The organism is Exiguobacterium sp. s138, assembly GCF_018618775.1.
Taxonomy (GTDB): domain Bacteria; phylum Bacillota; class Bacilli; order Exiguobacteriales; family Exiguobacteriaceae; genus Exiguobacterium_A; species Exiguobacterium_A artemiae.
Genome location: NZ_JACSMW010000001.1, coordinates 600,276 through 618,948 on the forward strand (window position 1 = coordinate 600,276; position 18,673 = coordinate 618,948).

The following is an 18,673-nucleotide window of genomic DNA, read 5'->3' on the forward strand; positions in this document are numbered from 1 at the left end:
GAGCGGTTTTTTAGTTTATCATCCGAATCCGATCATGACAAATACACCGTAAACGAAAAAAATCACAACACCTGATAACAGAATGAGTGCAATCACTTTTCCGACGCCTCTTGTGCTGAACAGAGCAGTCACTAGTGAGGCTAATAAACCGCCTACTAAAAATATGCTTCCCCAAAATCCGTTGACCGGTAATAGATACATTTGAGCAATACTGAAGATGAACAGTCCGACGGATATCCAACCCAATTTTTTTCTCATGCGTTCTCCTCTCTTAAAACGAAGCGTAATGATGTGTTTCTACATTTTCTTTCAGTTTACCAATTTAATAGTAAAAATTGTAAAAAATAAAGTGTGTGCAGCTGAATAGTTCTTTTAAACAGGGAACCCTTCATCAGTTGCCGAAAAATAGATTAACGGAAGACAGGAGGTAAAAGAATGTGGTTACTGTTTGGGATACTCGCGATTCTCGCAACGGCGGTGAATCTGATTTTGTACTTCATCGGGAAAGACTATAAATTCGCAATGGCTGCCGGTTTATCGCTCACGGCACTAACACTGTGCGCAGAATACAGCCAACTGGCGAGCTGGGTCGAAGCGGAAGACTGGGCGGCGCTTGCAGACGTGATACCTGGAATGGAGCGCGCCTTTTGGGTTTTGACGATGGTGTCGATTGGATTGAATCTGACACCGGTCTTACTGGAAACGAGGAAAAACAAATCATGATTGACCGATGAATGGTTTAAAAAAGGAGAATGGATGATGACCTATACTTATTTACCGTTGACGCAACACCAGGCGGAAGAGATTGCCTATGACTGGACATACGAAGATGATTTTGCTTTTTATGATATGCCGAATGATTCGGATGACTTGGCAGAATTTCTTAATCCCGATCAACGGACGGAACATTATTACGCGGCGATGGATGAAACACAACTGATCGGATTTTTTGTATTTGAACCGGAACAGAACAGTATTGAACTGGCACTCGGGATGCGACCGGATTTGACGGGGCAGGGAAACGGTCCAGCGTTCTTGAAAAGTGGTCTCGCCTTTGCGATTCAAAAGTATCAACCGCGCTACATCGAATTAGCCGTCGCAACCTTTAACGAACGGGCCATACGGCTGTATGCGAAAAGCGGTTTTGAACCGGTTGAACGGTTTCAACAGGAAACGAACGGCGGAAGTTACAAATTCGTCAAAATGCGTCTTTATACAGGAGTCATGAAATGAATACGGAACAGTAGTTAATTGTGACGGACAACGAGGGAGTCGAGTCGATGATTTTGTACCGAGTATTAGGAGGATTAGACGATACGTTTAAATGGAAAACCACATTTCAAGGAGACACGCAATTCTATGCTTTTTTTGATGATACAGATTATGAGCCTGTATTTCCTGGAGCAGATCAATATCAAGATGGGAAGTTTTCTCTTCTGAAACACTTCGTTTTGGGACTGAAACGGTATCCGCTCTATGTGCATTCTTTTAGTGGTGGTTCAGAGATTTGCCTTCCAAAAGTAGGGGAAACGACCAAGTTATCAAGAGGACGGTATCATCATCTCCTTGAAATACGTTCACTCGAAGAAATCGAACAGCTTCTTCCGCTAGCTTATTTTGATGCGTATAACGGGCAAAATGTTTTGATCACGACGGAAAAAGACGTTTCGATTATCAATGTTCCGGAGGACTGGTTGTTATTTGAATTCGATTTTTCAATTCCATCGAAGGATATCTACTATCTAATGATTTTTCACGATGCAGCTGGTTTTGATTTTGTTGCGAACTTTACGGAGCATCCCTTTCAAGACCGGGAAATCATCGACGAATGAAAAAACCTGTTTCCGACGGACAGCCGGAAACAGGTGACGTCTGATTATTTCAAATCGGCATTCATCGACGGCCGTTTACTCGACAACCGCTTTCGAAGAGAAGTTCCGATACCTAACGCAACAGCGGCACCGGTACAACTGAACAAGCAACCGAACACTAAGTAAATCGATAAATTTGATTCACCGATCAGGACGGAAGCGACTCCTCCAATTGCCGGAAACAGAGCTACCATGTAGCCGCTTTTGGCACCACCGATGCTCTCGACCAACTTCAGGTAAAAGAACCAGGCGCCAAACGATGCGAGCAGCGTGAGGTAAAGAAGCGCGGACAAGTAAGAAACGGATGGCGGGACACTAACGGTCTGCCCCTGAAACCATAAGACGGATCCGAGCAAAATACCTCCTGCCGTGAAGCCGATGGCATTGGCATACACCGGATTTACTTTCTGCTTCCCATTTCGTGCGGAACTGGCGTCGCCGATTGCTGTAATGCCAGTACCAAGCAGGGCAAGTAAAATTCCTTTCATATCATTCGGATGTATGTCGGATAGAGTCGGATACAGTAAAATCAAAACACCCAGCACACCGAGCAGGCCGCCAAACAGGATGCGGAGATGGAGCTGTTCTTTTAAAAAGATTCGCAAGGCAACGGGTGTCAGGATCACTTTCAGTGAAAAAATCAACGTGACGATTGCGGCTGAACTAAGCATCGTCGCGTAATAGAGACAGAGATAGCTGAGTGCAAAATTACAGATCCCGAACACCAGGATATACGGAATATCCTGTTTCAGAGGTTTTCCGACCGGTTTCATGAACCATGCCAGAAGACTGAACAACACAGCAGTCAGGATTAAACGGTAGGTCAATGATAGCTCCAGGCTGACCGGCGTCCCTTGAATCTTGACGGTAATGAAATTAAGACCCCAGATGAGTAAATAAAAGATGTACATGAAAATCGTCATAAATAGACTCTACTCCTAGATCAAGACAATCAGCGAAAGCCCGATTAAAATGTTAATGAAACTGAGGGTATCCGTTGTTTTTGTAAAGAACGAGCGTCCCGTTTTCTTTGCTCTGTCATTAAGAACCATCAAAACGACAGCGAACAGTGTTGTTAAGCCGAGCGGGGCGTTAAGGAAACTGTCGGAATACGTGAATGAGTTAATTACGAGGTAAACACTGTTCAGTATCGAAAGGTAGAGTAATGTTTTTTGCATCCAATCACATCCTGTTTGATTTATTATATTATTATACATTTTTACATAAAATTTCCAACTGAGGAAGGGGCAGCTTAAATGTCTTTGCCTGTAATCCTCTAAAACTACGGATTTTTGTATTATGAATCGAGAAGAGGACGGTGTACCGGTAATAGCTAACTGATAGAAGACAGTTTAGGATAGAAGAAATGGTATGGGAATCTGAACAGCGTAGACTAAGTAACACCTTAAAAGGAGCAAAATTCCTTCTCTGTTAGAGGTGAAGGCACGTTGCTCCTTTTCATCATACGTATAAATAATGTTTAAGTTATGTTTGCAAAAACGGTCGTTAAAAAGAGAAACGAATATGTTTCCTCATTCGTGAGTCTTAACTCCCTTATTTATAGATATCTCGACGATGTCCGATCTCAAGAATCAAGATCAAGACTTTGTCATCTTGGATGTCAGCAATCAGACGATAGTCGCCAATGCGATACCGCCATTCACCCGAACGATTCGAGATAAGTCCCTTTCCATGACGACGCGGATCATCCGTCCCGACCAGGTTCTTCTTGATCCAGGACATGATGATCCGCGATTGTTGAGGATCCATCTTCTTAAGGGACTTTTGAGCTCCACGCTCAAACTCCACTGTATATGTTGTCATTCTAAATCAAGTTCCTTCATCATATCGTCAAACGAGATTGCTTCTGATTTTTTGCGGTGTGCTGCCATGGAATCATGATAGAGTTGTAAATCAATCTCGTCTTCAATTCGATCGAGGACGGCATCGCGAACAAGTGTAGAAATCGTGATGTTTTTTGCTTTCGCATATTCTTTGATCAGTCGCGTATCCTGATCATCGAGTCGAACAGAAATCGTACTCATACTTATCATCTCCTTTGTAATACATTGTAATACATATTCAGATGTTAGTACAGACACGAGGTTTATTTGTTCTTCCTTCAATCTACTTTGATTAAGAAAGCAAACTGACCGTCACCATTCTCGGACCATCTTGCTTGAAGTTCATAGGCATATGTGCCGGCTTCTTTCGGTGTTACGAGTTGATTATTTTTTAATGTAACCCGCTTACCGGTCTCCTTATTAAATCGAAGGATTTTGATCGTATCAGGTTCTGGATCGAAGGAAATCTGGATTTTCTCGTTCGGCATGACGGTGACCGGTTTACTTTTTTCAGTCATGTGCAAACCGTCTACATAGATTTTATCGACGCATTGGCCACTAAACATACCACTCCAGCAAAATGTCCCTTGGACCGTTGGAATACTTTTTCCCTGTATCTCGACACGGGGATCGGGTGGTTCATCACGGAAAGGCTCAAATTGAACGAAAAAAGCAATGATGATCATCACGGAGCCGATTAATAAAAATTTACGCATGTGAAACTGTCCTCCTTCGTAAGTGGTATTCTTCTGTGTCAACAATCTTTTCATTCAAGGAGCTTTTGATATTTATACCCGTTCAAAATAGCGTGATTCTCTTCATACGTCCATTTTTTGATGGAAAGATCAGGATTGATCTTCAAATGATGACTTAAGATATCACGTCCTAAAGAGTACCTGCTCCAAATCGGGATATCTTTTTGTTCGTTCCCGATGGCAACATCCTGATAAGTGGCTTCGCCGTTTCGAATCAGACGCGCCACATGTTTTTTGGTCGTATCATCCATCGGTATATTCCAAGGAGGCGAGACGTCCGTGACGATCTGATCGGCAAAGGCATCTGCTTTTCCTTCGAAGATGACCGAATCAAGGGATGTGTCAATTCTGCTTAACTCGGGTGTATCATTTAAAACCAGATGATGATATTCATGCGCGATCGTATAGGCCAAAACTTCTTTATCGAAGTTTGGATTCAGTTGAATGATAATCGAGTCTTGAAAAGCTGCTCCGGACACTCCGGCTAAAGGATCTGTCATTGACCAAAATTCCGGATTGGACGGTGCGATGAAAATCGTAGCTTTCTTTTTAGGGAGCGCTTCATAGGAAGCGATATAGTTTTTTGTAATGATATCTTTGATTTCGTCATGCTGTTTCATCAATTCATTCGTTTGGTTCAGCAGATCCTGCTCGTAAGCTGTCGCCTTCAACATAAAGAAAGTCTCTAGGGTGGCCGGATCAAAGTTTTCCTTCTCTCCAATCTTATCTATGTAACGAAGGACGTATTCTGCGTAATTTTTTGTATCCGTTTCTGAAGTATCGGCTTTAAGCGATGCTTTCAAATAAGTTTGATAGGGAGAATAAAGCGGCACGATGTTTAATTCACCATCCTCGCCGATCTTTACGGTTTCCGGTTTAAATTTTTTACTTTCGGAGTGCGTCACTGTTTTTTCTGTTTCGTCTGTACAGGCTGCTAACAGCAGGAACGGGATGCAAAGTAAAGGAGCGATTACTTTTTTCAAAGGGAATGACCTCCATTTCGAATTCGTTAGACTGATGAATGTTCTCGTTGATTGATGAAGATAAAGTTCAGAATTTCATATGTAAAATTATACCATGAAAATTAAGGGGGTTAATGATGCTTGAAGCTATTTAAAGGAGAATAGTTAATTTCGCTGATTGAATTTTCTCAAGCAATCATCGTATTCATGAAACCTTTGTTCAAAAAAACAGGTAAAAAGAGGAAAGGGGATGATGAGATGGTACGATGCACGAATTGTGGTTATAAGTGGAAGACGAAGGATGTGCTTGCAGTCAGTATTGCAAACCATGGCAAGGCCTGTCCGAACTGCGGAAAGAAACAGTATCTATCAAAAGATACCCAACATTATCTGTCACTCGGATACATCAGTCTGTTTTTTCTGTTGATCATGCCGTTTGTCATTAAGCTGAGCGACCGGGAAGAACACATCTGGTAAGTAAGTGCGGGCTCGTAAAGCAACTCGGAGACCTGCAACAGTTGCATGACAAGTATGCGGATCAAGGTGTCAAAGTGCTCGGATTCCCGTGTGACCAATTCAACAATCAGGAGTTTGCCAATCAGCAGGAAACGATGCAGTTTTGTCAGTTGAATTACGGTGTGACATTCCCGATGTTTCAGAAGATTGACGTAAACGGACCGACGGAACATCAGTTGTATACGTATTTGAAGCAACAGCAGGGTGGTCTGTTATCGTCAAAAATCAAATGGAATTTCACGAAGTTTCTTGTCGATCGAAAAGGACGGGTCGTCAAACGGTTTGCGCCGGTCGATTCGATTCAGACGATTGAAAAAACACTGGAGCGCTATGTATAATTGAATTACGTCCCGTCCGGCGCAAGCCGTCGGGCGGGACGAGTCGCATCACCCTACCTTTGGCGAGGTAGGGCTTTTTTTATATTAATTCTCTTTCGGCAGATTAAAAGAATGTCTGACCGTAAAATCACTCATCTTATGACCAAGATCCGTAAAGACCGGTGGACGCGGGGACAGGACATGAAAGTCCTGTTCAAATGCCCGGATGGCATAGTGCGTCCAGTCTCGCGACGGGTCCCGCTTCAAGCCCATCCAGGCCGTCGCAAAGGTCAGAAGTGCCGAGTCTTGATACAGGGTGAGCGGAACCGGACTGAACTCCAGTCCGTCATCCAGTTCATGTAAATCCGACGATCGGAGCAGGACGCAATCTGCTTCAAACAACAGTTCAAAATAATTGCAGGAATAGTCACCGATGAGTACCATGATTTCGTCCGTATGGCCGCGGAAATAAAAGGCTAATCGATCACCGTTTTTTTCATCCATGACAAAGTGGTCGAGCGCAATCTGATAGTCTTCCCGGTACAACAGCTTTTCGAATGTGATGTGCATAACGGATTCCCTCCTTAAGAATGTTTTTCCTTGGCGAGTTCGGGAATGTTCGGCTGCCGGATCGAACGCGACGACCAGACGAGCAACCCGATACCGCAAAATAAAAATACAATGCCGACCCACGACAACAGACTGAGCGTTTCCCCGAGGACAAACACGCCGAGCAAGGCAGCGGTCAACGGTTCACCAAGCGACAGTGTGACGGCCGTCGAAGACGAGACGTGCGCAAGACCGCGGGCAAACAACAGATAGGCGAGACCGGTTGCGAGGACACCAAGGTGGAGACTGATTCCGGCACCGCGCAGGCTGAAGACCCATGACAGATCAAACAGGAATAACAGTGGTGATAATAAGAGAGCGCTGAGTGTAAAGACGACCGCGACGACGGATAGCGGAGGGTGAGTTTTCACTAAGTCCCGGCTGACAAACGTGTAGACGGCAAAGGACATTCCGGCACCGAGTGCGAGCACGATCCCGAACGGATCGACTGAAACGGATGCCTGATTCATGACCAACAGTAAACAACCGGCAATCGAAAGCAATGTCGACAGCCACCAAATGGTACCCGGTCGATTTCTTAAGACAAGCCATTCAATCACTCCGGAAAAAATCGGCGCACTGCCGATCGCGACGACCGTTCCGACGGCGACTCCGGTCATGAGGACAGCGGAAAAGAACAACGGCTGATAGGCGGCCATGCTGAGGGCAGCGAGGAAAATCGTGGGCAGCGGCCAATCTTTCAGCGTCAACTTTCCGGTCAATAAAACGAGACTGAGTAAAAAGAAGCCGCCGACCGCCAAACGAACGGCGCCGATCGCAATCGGGTGGGCCGTTTCCGGCGCAAAGGCTTGCGACGTTCCGGTTGTTCCCCAAAGCATTGCCGCTAGTAAAATCAGCAGCATCGAAGACTGTTTGTGCATGGTTCACCTCCGGATTAATAGACATAGATGTTGTTTAAAGATCATTTTTGATTAGAAAAAGAATACCACAGAAAGAGGAAGTTGAGTTCACCCAAATTATTGGTAAAATGGTAGAATAAAGGAATATGAGGCCAGGTGGCTCATATATATAAAAATAAGAGGGTGGATCCAATGAATCAAATCGCAGTTGTCCTCGACGGACTGAAACAAAAAATCAGCCATGGATCGACGTTTATTCAACGCAGTTACAATTCAATCGGTCAGGCCACGTTCTATCTGCCGAAACCGGTCAAACCGGAGACACTTCAAGCTTTTCAAGCCGAGTTCAAGCAACCGTTACCGAGCGAATACCAGACATTTCTCGAACTGCATGACGGCGCAAAACTATTTATGCTGGGCGACGAGGGACTGGTCCTACATCCACTCGAAGAAGTAATCGAAAAGACGATCGAAGCCAAGGAAGACGGTCTGATTGATGAAGACTATGATCATTACTGGATCATCGGCGAGATAAACGAAGGATACCTGCTGATTCATACGGATCATGCAAAAACAGAAGATACCCCTTATATGTACTGGAAGTATCATGAAGGATCCACTGAAGACACCGATGCCATCGGTCAAAATTTCGGGACGTTTCTGGAACGGTCGATGATCGCCCAAGGCGATATGTACTGGGAGTTCAACAGCTTTGATGTCCGGGAAGATGATTACTATGTCGAAGAAGAAACGGAGGACGTGCAGGCGGGCGTACCGATTGCATCCGAGGAACGGGTCCGGATTGAAATTGAGTATCCGATTTACCGCCGGGGAGGGTTTATTGTTTCTTTCTATACATATGAAAATGGAAAACCTGATTTATGGTGGAGATCTGACTACGATACGATGAAACAGGTGCATCGTTCTCTTGTGAGTACTTTGAAAGAACTACGGTTCCATTTTACAGAAATCACAGTATTTCAGAAAGAAGCACCGCTTTGGGAAAGTGAAGATGCATCCGGTGAACAGATCACGAAACGCGTCGAACATCCGCAAACCCAAATCATGCAGTATGACGGGTATCAAGCCTTTGTGAACGCCTTACCGCGTCCGTTACCGGGCTGGGAAAAAGCATGACAGGGAGAGAATGATATGAATCAAATCGCAGCAGTACTCGGTGGGCTTCAGCAGAAAATCAGTCATGGATCAACGTTCATTCAACGGAAGTACAATGAAGTCGGGCAGGCAAAATTCAATCTTCCGGAACCGGTGACGGCAGCATCACTTGCGGCATTTGAAGCTGAATTCAATCAAAAATTACCGAGTGAATACCAAACGTTCCTTGAACTGCATGACGGAGCGGATCTGTTTATTCTTGATGATGGTTTGGGGCTGGTATTGCATTCCTTGGAGCGGGTGATTGAAGCGACGAATGAGGCAATCGAATATGAATTGATTCATGAGGACTTCGATCATTACTGGGTAATTGGGGAAATCAATGAGGGTTATCTGTTGATTAACCGTGAGTTTGCAAAAACAGAGGATACACCATATATGTATTGGGTCTTCCATGAATTATCGACCGAGGACGCCGATCCAATCGGTCAAAATTTCGGAACGTTCCTCGAGTACTCGATCATCGCCCAAGGAGACGTGTTTTGGGAGTTCAAGGACTTCAGCATTGAAAAGGATGATTATTTCGTCGAAGAAGATACTCCGGAAGAGAAGGTTAATCCCCCAATCTCAATCCGGTTTGTCGATTCGGTTCGCGTCGAAATTGAATACCCGATTTCGAAAAACGATTCATATTTCACGATTTCGATTTATGAGGGCAAGTTCGAACAGGAGAAATTAGGAATGCGTTATAACGAAGGCCGGGGGTTTGAGAAAGTCATCCAATCCGTCCGCGATCATTTGTCTTATGAACAATATCATTTTTCGTCGATTCAATTGTTCCAAAGAGAACATTTGTTACAGACGAACGAAGATCAATCAGGAGACCCTTTAGTCCGAAACGAAAACCTACAACGACAAGGATTAAGATACGACGGCTACCGCGCCTTTGCGGACCAATTACCCCGTCCGTTACCGGGCTGGGAATAAGCCAAGCATTACGTTCAAGGAGCACCTTCATTTCATCCACTCTTTTGAAACGCATGCGAAAAGGAGAAATGGAAATGAAAAAACTACTGATCATCCCATTATTATTCAGTTTAGCCGGATGTATGTCCCTCGATACGAAACCGAGCAGTCAAACAATCGAAACGGGTTACACAGGAAGTGTTAAAGACGGGTTTGTATTTGAGTACAAACTGACCAATACCGGCGATTATCCGGTGAAAGTCGCCTCCCGGGCCGGTCATCTGCTCAACGTTAAGATCCGAAAGCACGATTCGCAAAAAGTCGTCTATGACTCGTACGAAGAGGTGGAGCCGAAACGGTTGTCGAAAGAAGTACAACCGCATACCACGGTGACACTGAAGAAAAAAGTCAAAGCCGGTGTCATTCCGGCGGGTGTATATGACATTGACTACATCGTTCGTGACGATATCGGTGAAAGTGAAGGCGGCGATACAGAAATCAGATTAAAATAATTCAATCCAGGAGGAACGCATATGTTGAAGAATCCAAATTATCGTTATGGCACTTGGGCATTGATTGTCAGCTTTTTCTTGTTCTTTATCGTTCAACTGTTCAGTGCCTACATCGAGCTGTCATCCAAGTTTGATGGAGAGGCACTCGAAGAATATCATTTGATGTACTTTCCGGTTATCGCATTGATTGTGGGATGTACGTTCCTGATTGGCGGTTGGTGGAATGAGGATTTTAAACAGGAAGCGCAAAAACGAGCAGCACTAGAAGCTGAAAAATCAGCTGAGTAAATGTGATTTTGTAGGAGTGAAGTCAATGGTTAAAAACTTTTCGGGTTTACTGATGCTGACGATAGCAGGTATCGCATTGATGCGCTTCTTATCGGATACGGAAATGGAACCATTTTTAAAAATTGCTTTGACGCTTGTCGGACTCGTCATGATATTATCGGGCATCATCGGAATGATGTTACACGGCTGGGTCATGGGATATGAGCGAAGAAACAAACAAATGTAAGATAAGTGTGTTATGTCCGGTGGTCCCCTTTAAAAGGGGGACACCGGATTTTTTCGTTTAGCGATATTAAATAATTCTGTTGATAGTCAATTATGAAAACTGGTTGTTTTATATTCCAACAAGCATACTGTCTCAATCGGTTAGTCTGACTTTTCATTTAAAAATACATATCCTTCAGATAAATCAGATGTGTACTTTTCTTTCAAAAACTCAAATGAAGTTTCATCCTTTATTACAATAAAGCAGCCCCGATCGTCAAAAATATACAGAATGATGTCTTTGTCTGGGTTCACGAAAAAAATCTCAGGATAGTATGTCTGTCTCGATTTGAAGCGGGGATACAACTCGGGAAAGTCCTGATTACAGATTGCTTGAAGCAATTTTTTATAACGAAGGGACTTTCTGCTCGGCAACAAGCGGGCGTATTGGTAAATGACTTCCTCCTCATCACGAACCTCCTTTTTTTCAAACTCAAGCGCGTATCGATTCTTGTTATTTTTGAGATAGCGCTCAAAGATCTCTGTACTTTTCGCCGGAGGAGAATGTAGTTCTTTTCGGACACGTACAATGAGGTACAAACGGTCGTTTTCATGAAACAGATCTTCAAATAAAGTGAGTGATTTTTGATAGACCTTATCGAAATATTCCATATTCAGTTCGTCGGAATCCGGTTGAATCTGATACAGTTCCTTTTGCAAATCGAGACTGAGTGTCAATGGACGCTCCGCAAAAGACTCTTCCAAAATATCTGAATTGTCAAAGTGAGTGTGGAAATAATCGTTTAGTTTCATAAAGTGCTCCTGTCTTGGTGATTATTATGTACTTTCCTAATGCGTTCAAGAACGTCTCCGGATGAATGAAGATTTCAGGTTAAGGGTATCGAATATAGAAGCAAACTAAAACGATCCACTCAAAAAGGAAGTGAACGCATGGCGAATCAGCATGTAACACCTCATCCGGATGGCGGCTATCAGGTCATTGCGGAAGGGGCATCAAAAGCAACGGAACGGTTTCCGACACAAAAAGAAGCCATCGCAGCAGGACGGAAGATTGCGAAGGATCAACAGGTTGAGCTGATCATTCATAATAAGGAAGGTCAGATTCGCGATAAAGATTCATACGGCAATGATCCGTTCCCGCCGCGCGGATAAACGCAAAAATACATCGCCATTATATGAACTGCCCTATAAAAGTTGGACATAAAAATCCAACTTTTATAGGGTGTTTTTATTATGGACTGAGCCGTCCTGCCATTCTGGCTTCAACAAGGAATACATATATAGATCATCGAACTGACCGCGTGTCTTCTCGTATTGACGCAACAGTCCTTCCCGCTGAAAACCAAGCCGTTCGAGCAACCGTTGAGAGGCTGTATTGTCCGGCAGAACAAGCGCTTCGATCCGGTTTAGGTCCCATTCATTAAAACCGTGAGCGAGTACGGCCCGAACGGCTTCTTGTGCCAGTCCTTTGCCCCAGTGAGCAGGACTCAGTTCAAAGCCGAGTTCCGCCCGCTGATGCCGGGAAGAACGGTTCAGGAAACCGCAACTGCCGATGATGTCAGAAGTCGCATGTTCGGTGATGCCCCAACGGAGACCGGTCTGTTCTGTTCGGATGGAGTGATACCAGTTGATTTCATCCAACGCATCGGCTTCCGTTTGGAACGGATCGAGTCCCATTTGTGTGACGACGCGTTCGTCAGCAAGATACGTCAGCAGACTTGGAGCATCAAGCGGCGTGACTTCGCGTAAGGTCAGCCTGGTTGTCGTCAGTACAGGAAATGCAAGTGTCGTCAAAGTAATCCCTTCTTTCTAACTATTTAATACAAGCCGGTCATCGTTAGCTTCAACAGCATCGAGACGATGTAGTTTTTTGCCGTTTGTGTATCCGAAAACTGTTGCGCATCAAACGTGTTCCCGCGTTCACGGAAAAAGGTATACCAGGTCCCTTGCTCCTCATAGTAATAAAATCCGTCCGTCAGCCGGTTGATGGCCGGTGAGTCGGGGAACCCGTATTTTTTGGTATAAGCGAGGACGTCGGTTTCCGTGACCGTAAACACATCCGCGTAGGAATGATTCCGCATGTCAGAGACATTCAGTGTGTCGCAGGCAAACTGATACGGATTGCCGTACAGGAGAACTCTGATTTGTGTATCGTGGTCAATCACATCCTTCGACTCCTGTCCTTAAAAAATGGAGATAACGACGTTCGAAATGTATTTCCATCATTTTAACATTTGGATTATTGTAAAACCAGATGATGGTAAAATAGAAGGAGAAAGTTGGCATTCGTTCAGAAGCTTCAAGGTTGTTATAGCACCGTCTCTACATGGAATTTGTACGATATAAAATAGAAAGCAGGAACAAAATAATGAACTATATCATGGAACTCCGAAAATTGGTCGGCACACGTCCGCTCGTCGTACCCGGCGCTTGTGTCATCGTCCTGAATGAACAAAAGGAAGTGTTATTACAACTGCGCCGCGATAATCACTGTTGGGGACTTGCCGGCGGAGCACTCGATCCGGGTGAAACGCTGGAGCAGGCAGCGGCCCGTGAACTGTTTGAAGAAACCGGACTGACGGCAAATCGGCTTGAGTTATTCAACGTCTACTCCGGCAACGACTTTTACTATAAATATCCGCACGGGGATGAGGTCTACAATGTCATCTCGGCCTATATCTGCCGCGACTATCAGGGGACATTGGTACAGGACGATAAAGAAGTCGCGGACTTACGGTTCTTCCGTTTAGACGACTTATCGGACAAAATCAATCCGCCGGAACATCCGATTTTGCTCGAGTTCATTGCAACGTATCAATTATAAAGCGGCAACGCGATACGAGACACGTTCACAAGTTCTGTCTCTGTAAAGAAAGTAGCCGGAAGGAGAGAGCTCATGAAGAGCATTGAAATAGACGTCACCACGGTTCAGTCAGCAAGCGAGCTGCACCGGCTGTTAAAACAGAAACTAAACTTCCCTTCACATCATGGGGAAAACTGGGATGCATTTTGGGATCTCATCACCGACCCGGAAGGCGCCGGTTTACCGGACGAAATCATTTGGATCGGCTTTTCAGCGCTCCAACGAAAGCTGCCGAAAGAAGCGGAGTCGTTGCTGAGTTGTCTCGATGAATACAATCATCAGCCTGGCATTAAAACTTGCAACATTCGTTTTTTATAAACATAAAGAAACATGCCAGAGAAACCATACTAACCAAAACGACATAACCTCAAGGAGGAGACAATGTTCCCGGAAGAATTAAATAAAGAATATATGAAAATCAAAGAAACGAATCCGACATTTGATTGGTGGAGCTACATGAACTTCAGTTTCAGTTCGCTCGATGCGCTGGCCTTTTTACGTTTTTTTAATCCTGAGATGATTGAAAAGGACGGCTGTTATTTTTTAAAGGATGGGGCTTCGCATAGTTCCTATAAAACATGGAAAGAAGAACTCGGAGACGATTTAACGTCGATTGAAAAGCTGATTAATTTGTACGAACCGTACGACTTTTTCAGCACCCGTGACATGCAACTTGATCAGTTTGATGACGATGAGTGGGAGTCCGTCTTTGATCATTTTTCAGAAGGCTTGCAGGCCCAATGGCAAATGAGTCTGAATGCCCGCTATCCCGACATCCCGTTTAAGGTCGATTTATTTGAAGAGCACGATAACGTCTATCTGACAGTGTATGTGAAGCGAGAAACGTAAATCTCATTTATAAAAAGTAATTAATTGACAATTATCCATTGTATTCGTATGATTAGCCCAATACACAGGAGGGGATCATATGCGAATGCCGTCAACGGTCGTCACACATGTACATCATCATACCGAGTAGTCTTGCTATGGATATTTTGAATATCTAAATAGGAAGGCTATTCATCGTGAATCGTATAACTAAGCGGACAGGCAGCTTAGTTTTATGCGGTTTTTTATTTTTCAAAAAAAGGAGAGAATGTCATGCGGAAAATGGACTATCAAAATGTAAAGGGAACACAGGATTACCTGCCGGATCAGGAAGATGCGAAACGGACCATCCGACGGACGCTCGAGGATACATTCACAGCTTACGGATGTCGTCCGCTCGAAACTCCGATTTTGAATTACACGGAATTGATTGCATCCAAATATGCCGGTGGAGCGGAAATTTTGCAGGAAATGTACCGGTTGACGGACCGCGGGGAGCGGGACCTGGCGTTGTGCTACGATTTAACGATTCCGTTCGCGAAAGTCGTCGCCATGAATCCGTCGCTAACAATGCCGTTCAAACGCTATGAAATCGGGAAAGTCTTTCGGGACGGGCCGATCAAAGCCGGGCGGTACCGGGAATTTACCCAGTGTGACGTCGACATCGTCGGTGTGGAATCACAGGCGGTAGAGGCGGAACTGATGATGATGGCAATCGAAGCATTCCGGAAACTCGAACTTCCGGTCGAGATCCAGTTCAACAACCGAAAACTGCTATACGGATTGTTGCAACAGTTTGGAGTGCCGGAAGAGAAGATGAATCGTGTGCTGCTCGTGCTCGATAAGATGGAGAAAGTTTCTGTTGAAGCGATGATGCGTGAGTTGGTTGAACTGGATTTGGCCGAGAATTGTCTTGTAGACATCCGGTCGTTTATTGAATCAAAATCAGAATGGACGATTGAGTACTTTAAAGGACTCGAGCAGGAAAATCCCGATTTGCAACAGGGCTTGGCGGAACTCGAAGAGTTGTCATCTTATCTGGTGCGGCTGGACATCGTAGACACGTGCCGGTTTAATCCGTTCCTTGCACGTGGTCTTGAAATCTACACGGGGACGATTTACGAAATTTTCTTGGAGGACGAGACCATACGCTCGAGCATCGGCAGCGGAGGCCGTTATGACAATGCAATCGGAGGATTACTGAAATCCGGACAGACGTTTTCGACCGTCGGCATCTCGTTTGGTTTGGACGTCATCTTGTATGCTTTTGAACAGTCGGGGCGCGTCGGGAAACGTGCGACGACAGATCTGTATATCATTCCGGTCGGCACGATTCCGGAAGCAATGAAACTGGCCGTCCGTTTAAGAAAATCAGGGCGCCGCGTCGAAGTGGAACTATCCGGGAAAAAGGTCAATAAAGCGATGGAGCGGGCCAACCGGGAACAGATTCCGGAAGTCATCGTCCTCGGCGAAAGCGAGCTTCAAAACGGGTTCTTTGACATCAAAGACATGGCGAGCGGTGCAACGACACGTGTCAAATATCCCGTCAGATCCCTTATGTGATGAGAACGAAAAAACGCAGATACTTTGTTCTTCCGTGAACAAGAGGCTCTGCGTTTTTCACATGAAAGTCTTTCGTTTGTACAGTTTGTCTTCGATCCATTTCCAGACACGTGTGACAAGATACACATTTGCAATCGTACTAAGCAAGAGGAGACCGAGCATGATGATGCCACTCTTATCAACAGCGAGAAGCGGTTGGAAGATGGTAAAGACTGCAATCAACTGTAATGGTACGCTGAGGCTGAGCCAAACAGAAAAAAACAACAGTGGTTTCCACATATAATTCATCCTTTCATATGTCAGTTCTTCTTTTAGTATATCAAAATGCATACTGGATACTAGAAAAAATGGAAAGCCTAAGCCAGATTCGTTATGCTGAAAAGAATAGAACGATACGATGATGGGGTGAGGAGAACAAAGATGAAAACAAAGAGTTTATACTCGAATTCTTAATCCATCAACAGGTGTTTCCACTCTATGTCAGTATTGTGGATGAGTACGGGTTACATGAAGAACATTACGCGTTCTTCAAGCAAAATAAGCTTTCGTATGTCGTGTTGGATTTAGATACACAGTTTCGAGGCGGAGAGGTGAAAGTCCGTTATAAGGAATACCATCCCTGTTATACGATTACTGTTCAAAATGCGGAAGAACTGCGTCTTGTCCTGAACAAAACCTACTGGCTGGCATCGGAAAATCTGTTATATACCGTCTCGTACTCAGATAACCTGTCATTTAAGTTGGGGGAGACAAAATGGTGGCGATTGAAACTGATTCGCCCGATTGGTGTGCTGACCATGCATCCAAACATGACCTGTTTTAAGATTGCCCACGATTGCAACGGTTTTTACCTGCTGTCAAACGATGAAAGCTATATACCAATCGAACACCTGATGACCCGGTTTCCGAAAGGGACCGTCATTTCGCAAATTAATGATGACTGGTTACTAGATGACGAAACCGATTAATCCTGGTACACGTAAAAGAAGGTTGAAACTGAAAATGGAGGAATGAGAGTGGAGCACGTTTTGTATTATCTGTGTATAGCTACCTGTATCGGAACGGTCGCGGCCTTTCTGTTTGATCGGTTGCAACCGGGAAGTCGTATTCGGACGATCAGTATCAGTCTAAACGTTTTATTGCTAGTTTTAGTAGGTGTAACCGCATTGCTTGGGTGGGATGCTGCAGAGGAAAAGCTATACCGGTCCTTTGGCTTGTTAGTCATGAATATCTTTCCGCTCTGGTATGTACGAATTGAAGGAAGCAATAGGAAAACAATCGTCTGGTCGCTGACGATGGCCTTGGTTGTGGTGTTGTTCGGAACAGTTTTAGGATGACATATGATAGAAGTCATACATAGACATTAAATAGGAGCTGTTCATATTGAAGAAAAAAATGTTGATCATCTCCATTCTGTTGATGGTAGGCGGCTTTCTTCTGCTATACGGGATCAGTGCGTCATGGTAATAAGCAAGGAAAGAGGAAATTAATGTGTGGAAAAAATTTAGAATCATCGCCAGTCTACTTGGCATACTGCTGGCGGGATATTTGGCCTGGCAAATCTACATTTTATTATTCGCCGTAGATATCAAATACGTACCGCGAGGCGATCTATACAAGACGGTCACTTCTCCGGACGAGCGGTATACGTTACGGTTTTACTGTTCGAGCGGCGGGGCGACGACGGGATTTGCGATGCTCGGCATCATGGAAGATCAAAAAACAAAAGAACAGCGGCGTGTTTACTGGGAATATCCGTGTAGAGAGGTAAGTGTGAAATGGCGACGGGACGTTGTCATTATTAATGACACCCGCTTAAACATCTGGACCGAGGTGTATGATTTCAGATTGGATCAACCGATTTATCCAGCAAAATAGAGTTCGTGAAGGGAAGATGAAATATCCTGATGATCATACTTAGAAAGCAAATCGGCAACTTGATATATTTCTGGACTATTTATCGCGACGGCCGGACGGTTCAGGCATTTTTTGGAGTCAATGAACCATGGATGCTTGATGAAGATATCGATGAAAAAACGGAAGAACGGTTTACGTTTCGTTTTCAAGCCCGACGTCGCGTGAAGGAACTGATTGCCGAGAAGCAGGCAGACGGGTATCAACAGGAAATCACACCGGATCCCGTGCCGAGTCAAGAAGAACAGTTGACGTTTCACAAGAGGGCGACATGGTTTGCGTATGTACTTTTCGGAGTGGGATTGATTCCGCTCGTAACACCCTGGACTTTATCTCCGTACGTGATGGTCATCCTTGCAGTACCCTTCCTCATCATGTCGACGAGCGGAAAAATGCTGCCGTTTTGGGTCAAAACGATGTGCTTTATCAGTTATTTCCTGATTAACATCAGTTACAGACAGGCACCGGACATAAAATATCTGGACGCCGGTCTGTTACTCGTAACGGGCATGTTCCTATGGGCCTACATGAATAAAAGCAAAAAACGTTTTAACACGTAAGCTGACAAGAACGGGAGGGTCAGGCATGCCGACAACATTTTTAAAGCAGTTGTTGCAAGAAAAAGAGAGTTCAGACTTCTCATCATTACGTTCCGCTTATCTTG

At 44.6% G+C, this 18,673-nt stretch carries 31 protein-coding genes and 1 pseudogene; 19 read left to right on the plus strand and 13 right to left on the minus strand.

All coding sequences use genetic code 11. The features are described 5' to 3' along the window. Positions 1 to 18: 18 nt before the first annotated feature. The gene (locus KNP91_RS03055) at positions 19 to 258 is read right to left on the minus strand and encodes a hypothetical protein (RefSeq protein ID WP_214848545.1); all 240 of its coding nucleotides are present in this window, start codon (positions 256 to 258) and stop codon (positions 19 to 21) included. A 177-nt stretch (positions 259 to 435) separates the two neighbouring features. On the opposite strand from KNP91_RS03055, the gene KNP91_RS03060 reads away from it, so the two are divergent. From KNP91_RS03060 to KNP91_RS03070, 3 genes are read left to right on the plus strand one after another with little or no spacing between them, the layout of a single operon-like run. Further along, positions 436 to 723, plus strand: a complete 288-nt coding sequence (locus tag KNP91_RS03060; protein WP_214848548.1) for a hypothetical protein — start codon at positions 436 to 438, stop codon at positions 721 to 723. 36 nt (positions 724 to 759) lie between these two features. After that, on the plus strand, positions 760 to 1,233 hold the full coding sequence (locus KNP91_RS03065) for a GNAT family N-acetyltransferase (RefSeq protein ID WP_214848551.1): 474 nt from the start codon (positions 760 to 762) through the stop codon (positions 1,231 to 1,233). Positions 1,234 to 1,280: 47 nt separating this feature from the next. After that, complete coding sequence (locus tag KNP91_RS03070; RefSeq protein WP_214848554.1) at positions 1,281 to 1,832, plus strand: hypothetical protein; 552 nt, start codon at positions 1,281 to 1,283, stop codon at positions 1,830 to 1,832. 44 nt (positions 1,833 to 1,876) lie between these two features. Here the strand turns inward: KNP91_RS03070 and KNP91_RS03075 are convergent, their stop codons facing one another. The 6 genes from KNP91_RS03075 to KNP91_RS03100 all read right to left on the minus strand — a co-directional run bounded on the left by KNP91_RS03075 (position 1,877) and on the right by KNP91_RS03100 (position 5,453). Beyond that, on the minus strand, positions 1,877 to 2,794 hold the full coding sequence (locus KNP91_RS03075) for a DMT family transporter (protein WP_214848557.1): 918 nt from the start codon (positions 2,792 to 2,794) through the stop codon (positions 1,877 to 1,879). 15 nt (positions 2,795 to 2,809) lie between these two features. Further along, positions 2,810 to 3,049: a hypothetical protein gene (locus tag KNP91_RS03080; RefSeq protein ID WP_214848560.1), complete on the minus strand. Its 240-nt coding sequence runs from the start codon at positions 3,047 to 3,049 to the stop codon at positions 2,810 to 2,812. A 376-nt stretch (positions 3,050 to 3,425) separates the two neighbouring features. Next, complete coding sequence (locus KNP91_RS03085) at positions 3,426 to 3,695, minus strand: type II toxin-antitoxin system RelE family toxin (RefSeq protein ID WP_012370160.1); 270 nt, start codon at positions 3,693 to 3,695, stop codon at positions 3,426 to 3,428. Continuing rightward, positions 3,692 to 3,916, minus strand: coding sequence for a type II toxin-antitoxin system RelB family antitoxin (gene relB / locus KNP91_RS03090; RefSeq protein ID WP_026829710.1), 225 nt, complete (start codon positions 3,914 to 3,916; stop codon positions 3,692 to 3,694). The genes KNP91_RS03085 and relB overlap by 4 nt, the downstream gene beginning before the upstream one ends. Before the next feature lie 77 nt (positions 3,917 to 3,993). Continuing rightward, positions 3,994 to 4,431 carry a hypothetical protein gene (locus KNP91_RS03095; RefSeq protein ID WP_214848563.1) on the minus strand — a complete coding sequence of 146 codons (438 nt, stop codon included), beginning with the start codon at positions 4,429 to 4,431 and terminating at the stop codon, positions 3,994 to 3,996. 50 nt (positions 4,432 to 4,481) lie between these two features. Further along, positions 4,482 to 5,453, minus strand: a complete 972-nt coding sequence (locus tag KNP91_RS03100; protein ID WP_214848566.1) for a DUF2268 domain-containing putative Zn-dependent protease — start codon at positions 5,451 to 5,453, stop codon at positions 4,482 to 4,484. Positions 5,454 to 5,690: 237 nt separating this feature from the next. Here KNP91_RS03100 and KNP91_RS03105 point away from each other — a divergent pair, with 237 nt between their 5' ends. Together KNP91_RS03105 and KNP91_RS03110 are read left to right on the plus strand one after the other, a co-directional pair. After that, positions 5,691 to 5,909, plus strand: a complete 219-nt coding sequence (locus tag KNP91_RS03105) for a hypothetical protein (RefSeq protein WP_214848568.1) — start codon at positions 5,691 to 5,693, stop codon at positions 5,907 to 5,909. After that, positions 5,909 to 6,286, plus strand: a pseudogene (locus KNP91_RS03110) (glutathione peroxidase); the annotation flags it as partial. The gene KNP91_RS03105 and the pseudogene KNP91_RS03110, both read left to right, overlap by 1 nt. 84 nt (positions 6,287 to 6,370) lie before the next feature. On the opposite strand, the gene KNP91_RS03115 reads toward KNP91_RS03110, so the two are convergent. Both KNP91_RS03115 and KNP91_RS03120 read right to left on the minus strand, forming a co-directional pair. Continuing rightward, positions 6,371 to 6,835 carry a hypothetical protein gene (locus KNP91_RS03115; RefSeq protein ID WP_131972947.1) on the minus strand — a complete coding sequence of 155 codons (465 nt, stop codon included), beginning with the start codon at positions 6,833 to 6,835 and terminating at the stop codon, positions 6,371 to 6,373. A 14-nt stretch (positions 6,836 to 6,849) separates the two neighbouring features. Then, positions 6,850 to 7,755: an EamA family transporter gene (locus KNP91_RS03120; protein ID WP_214848570.1), complete on the minus strand. Its 906-nt coding sequence runs from the start codon at positions 7,753 to 7,755 to the stop codon at positions 6,850 to 6,852. A gap of 171 nt (positions 7,756 to 7,926) precedes the next feature. On the opposite strand from KNP91_RS03120, the gene KNP91_RS03125 reads away from it, so the two are divergent. The 5 genes from KNP91_RS03125 (at position 7,927) to KNP91_RS03145 (ending at position 10,842) form a co-directional block, all read left to right on the plus strand. Then, a complete protein-coding gene (locus KNP91_RS03125; protein WP_214848572.1) occupies positions 7,927 to 8,871 on the plus strand; it encodes an SMI1/KNR4 family protein in 945 nt (314 codons plus the stop codon). A gap of 15 nt (positions 8,872 to 8,886) precedes the next feature. Then, positions 8,887 to 9,837, plus strand: coding sequence for an SMI1/KNR4 family protein (locus KNP91_RS03130; protein ID WP_214848574.1), 951 nt, complete (start codon positions 8,887 to 8,889; stop codon positions 9,835 to 9,837). Positions 9,838 to 9,911: 74 nt separating this feature from the next. After that, positions 9,912 to 10,328: a hypothetical protein gene (locus KNP91_RS03135; protein ID WP_214848576.1), complete on the plus strand. Its 417-nt coding sequence runs from the start codon at positions 9,912 to 9,914 to the stop codon at positions 10,326 to 10,328. A 21-nt stretch (positions 10,329 to 10,349) separates the two neighbouring features. Then, positions 10,350 to 10,616 carry a hypothetical protein gene (locus KNP91_RS03140; RefSeq protein ID WP_214848579.1) on the plus strand — a complete coding sequence of 89 codons (267 nt, stop codon included), beginning with the start codon at positions 10,350 to 10,352 and terminating at the stop codon, positions 10,614 to 10,616. Positions 10,617 to 10,641: 25 nt separating this feature from the next. Further along, positions 10,642 to 10,842, plus strand: a complete 201-nt coding sequence (locus KNP91_RS03145; RefSeq protein WP_214848581.1) for a hypothetical protein — start codon at positions 10,642 to 10,644, stop codon at positions 10,840 to 10,842. A 140-nt stretch (positions 10,843 to 10,982) separates the two neighbouring features. Here KNP91_RS03145 and KNP91_RS03150 read toward each other — a convergent pair whose 3' ends face one another. Continuing rightward, positions 10,983 to 11,633, minus strand: a complete 651-nt coding sequence (locus KNP91_RS03150; protein WP_214764970.1) for a DUF3885 domain-containing protein — start codon at positions 11,631 to 11,633, stop codon at positions 10,983 to 10,985. 138 nt (positions 11,634 to 11,771) lie between these two features. On the opposite strand from KNP91_RS03150, the gene KNP91_RS03155 reads away from it, so the two are divergent. Beyond that, complete coding sequence (locus KNP91_RS03155) at positions 11,772 to 11,993, plus strand: DUF2188 domain-containing protein (RefSeq protein WP_214764969.1); 222 nt, start codon at positions 11,772 to 11,774, stop codon at positions 11,991 to 11,993. 63 nt (positions 11,994 to 12,056) lie between these two features. On the opposite strand, the gene KNP91_RS03160 is transcribed toward KNP91_RS03155, so the two are convergent. Both KNP91_RS03160 and KNP91_RS03165 read right to left on the minus strand, forming a co-directional pair. Beyond that, complete coding sequence (locus KNP91_RS03160; RefSeq protein WP_214764968.1) at positions 12,057 to 12,635, minus strand: GNAT family N-acetyltransferase; 579 nt, start codon at positions 12,633 to 12,635, stop codon at positions 12,057 to 12,059. 23 nt (positions 12,636 to 12,658) lie between these two features. Beyond that, entirely contained in the window at positions 12,659 to 13,006 is a 348-nt protein-coding gene (locus tag KNP91_RS03165; protein WP_214848584.1) for a hypothetical protein, read from the minus strand. Positions 13,007 to 13,209: 203 nt separating this feature from the next. Between KNP91_RS03165 and KNP91_RS03170 the strand changes: the two genes are divergently transcribed. The 4 genes from KNP91_RS03170 (at position 13,210) to KNP91_RS03185 (ending at position 16,095) form a co-directional block, all read left to right on the plus strand. Further along, positions 13,210 to 13,665: an NUDIX hydrolase gene (locus tag KNP91_RS03170; protein ID WP_214848587.1), complete on the plus strand. Its 456-nt coding sequence runs from the start codon at positions 13,210 to 13,212 to the stop codon at positions 13,663 to 13,665. Between the two features lie 72 nt (positions 13,666 to 13,737). Continuing rightward, a complete protein-coding gene (locus KNP91_RS03175; protein WP_251135848.1) occupies positions 13,738 to 14,022 on the plus strand; it encodes a barstar family protein in 285 nt (94 codons plus the stop codon). Positions 14,023 to 14,085: 63 nt separating this feature from the next. Beyond that, entirely contained in the window at positions 14,086 to 14,553 is a 468-nt protein-coding gene (locus KNP91_RS03180) for a hypothetical protein (protein ID WP_214848590.1), read from the plus strand. 252 nt (positions 14,554 to 14,805) lie between these two features. Next, complete coding sequence (locus tag KNP91_RS03185) at positions 14,806 to 16,095, plus strand: histidine--tRNA ligase (protein ID WP_285801086.1); 1,290 nt, start codon at positions 14,806 to 14,808, stop codon at positions 16,093 to 16,095. Between the two features lie 57 nt (positions 16,096 to 16,152). On the opposite strand, the gene KNP91_RS03190 is transcribed toward KNP91_RS03185, so the two are convergent. Further along, a complete protein-coding gene (locus KNP91_RS03190) occupies positions 16,153 to 16,374 on the minus strand; it encodes a hypothetical protein (protein ID WP_214848593.1) in 222 nt (73 codons plus the stop codon). Between the two features lie 311 nt (positions 16,375 to 16,685). Between KNP91_RS03190 and KNP91_RS03195 the strand changes: the two genes are divergently transcribed. From KNP91_RS03195 to KNP91_RS03210, 4 genes are all read left to right on the plus strand, one after another. Beyond that, the gene (locus tag KNP91_RS03195; RefSeq protein ID WP_251135849.1) at positions 16,686 to 17,063 is read left to right on the plus strand and encodes a hypothetical protein; all 378 of its coding nucleotides are present in this window, start codon (positions 16,686 to 16,688) and stop codon (positions 17,061 to 17,063) included. 48 nt (positions 17,064 to 17,111) lie between these two features. Continuing rightward, positions 17,112 to 17,432, plus strand: coding sequence for a hypothetical protein (locus KNP91_RS03200; protein ID WP_214848596.1), 321 nt, complete (start codon positions 17,112 to 17,114; stop codon positions 17,430 to 17,432). A 154-nt stretch (positions 17,433 to 17,586) separates the two neighbouring features. Further along, positions 17,587 to 17,973, plus strand: coding sequence for a DUF5412 family protein (locus KNP91_RS03205; RefSeq protein WP_353048707.1), 387 nt, complete (start codon positions 17,587 to 17,589; stop codon positions 17,971 to 17,973). A gap of 29 nt (positions 17,974 to 18,002) precedes the next feature. Then, on the plus strand, positions 18,003 to 18,569 hold the full coding sequence (locus KNP91_RS03210) for a hypothetical protein (protein ID WP_214848598.1): 567 nt from the start codon (positions 18,003 to 18,005) through the stop codon (positions 18,567 to 18,569). Positions 18,570 to 18,673 lie beyond the last annotated feature (104 nt).

Coding starts and splice junctions, on each gene's coding strand:
- KNP91_RS03055 (WP_214848545.1), bottom strand. CDS start 258: ATGAGAAAAAAATTGGGTTGGATATCCGTCGGACTGTTCATCTTCAGT.
- KNP91_RS03060 (WP_214848548.1), top strand. CDS start 436: ATGTGGTTACTGTTTGGGATACTCGCGATTCTCGCAACGGCGGTGAAT.
- KNP91_RS03065 (WP_214848551.1), top strand. CDS start 760: ATGACCTATACTTATTTACCGTTGACGCAACACCAGGCGGAAGAGATT.
- KNP91_RS03070 (WP_214848554.1), top strand. CDS start 1,281: ATGATTTTGTACCGAGTATTAGGAGGATTAGACGATACGTTTAAATGG.
- KNP91_RS03075 (WP_214848557.1), bottom strand. CDS start 2,794: ATGACGATTTTCATGTACATCTTTTATTTACTCATCTGGGGTCTTAAT.
- KNP91_RS03080 (WP_214848560.1), bottom strand. CDS start 3,049: ATGCAAAAAACATTACTCTACCTTTCGATACTGAACAGTGTTTACCTC.
- KNP91_RS03085 (WP_012370160.1), bottom strand. CDS start 3,695: ATGACAACATATACAGTGGAGTTTGAGCGTGGAGCTCAAAAGTCCCTT.
- relB (WP_026829710.1), bottom strand. CDS start 3,916: ATGAGTACGATTTCTGTTCGACTCGATGATCAGGATACGCGACTGATC.
- KNP91_RS03095 (WP_214848563.1), bottom strand. CDS start 4,431: ATGCGTAAATTTTTATTAATCGGCTCCGTGATGATCATCATTGCTTTT.
- KNP91_RS03105 (WP_214848568.1), top strand. CDS start 5,691: ATGGTACGATGCACGAATTGTGGTTATAAGTGGAAGACGAAGGATGTG.
- KNP91_RS03115 (WP_131972947.1), bottom strand. CDS start 6,835: ATGCACATCACATTCGAAAAGCTGTTGTACCGGGAAGACTATCAGATT.
- KNP91_RS03120 (WP_214848570.1), bottom strand. CDS start 7,755: ATGCACAAACAGTCTTCGATGCTGCTGATTTTACTAGCGGCAATGCTT.
- KNP91_RS03125 (WP_214848572.1), top strand. CDS start 7,927: ATGAATCAAATCGCAGTTGTCCTCGACGGACTGAAACAAAAAATCAGC.
- KNP91_RS03130 (WP_214848574.1), top strand. CDS start 8,887: ATGAATCAAATCGCAGCAGTACTCGGTGGGCTTCAGCAGAAAATCAGT.
- KNP91_RS03135 (WP_214848576.1), top strand. CDS start 9,912: ATGAAAAAACTACTGATCATCCCATTATTATTCAGTTTAGCCGGATGT.
- KNP91_RS03140 (WP_214848579.1), top strand. CDS start 10,350: ATGTTGAAGAATCCAAATTATCGTTATGGCACTTGGGCATTGATTGTC.
- KNP91_RS03145 (WP_214848581.1), top strand. CDS start 10,642: ATGGTTAAAAACTTTTCGGGTTTACTGATGCTGACGATAGCAGGTATC.
- KNP91_RS03150 (WP_214764970.1), bottom strand. CDS start 11,633: ATGAAACTAAACGATTATTTCCACACTCACTTTGACAATTCAGATATT.
- KNP91_RS03155 (WP_214764969.1), top strand. CDS start 11,772: ATGGCGAATCAGCATGTAACACCTCATCCGGATGGCGGCTATCAGGTC.
- KNP91_RS03170 (WP_214848587.1), top strand. CDS start 13,210: ATGAACTATATCATGGAACTCCGAAAATTGGTCGGCACACGTCCGCTC.
- KNP91_RS03175 (WP_251135848.1), top strand. CDS start 13,738: ATGAAGAGCATTGAAATAGACGTCACCACGGTTCAGTCAGCAAGCGAG.
- KNP91_RS03180 (WP_214848590.1), top strand. CDS start 14,086: ATGTTCCCGGAAGAATTAAATAAAGAATATATGAAAATCAAAGAAACG.
- KNP91_RS03185 (WP_285801086.1), top strand. CDS start 14,806: ATGCGGAAAATGGACTATCAAAATGTAAAGGGAACACAGGATTACCTG.
- KNP91_RS03190 (WP_214848593.1), bottom strand. CDS start 16,374: ATGTGGAAACCACTGTTGTTTTTTTCTGTTTGGCTCAGCCTCAGCGTA.
- KNP91_RS03210 (WP_214848598.1), top strand. CDS start 18,003: ATGATCATACTTAGAAAGCAAATCGGCAACTTGATATATTTCTGGACT.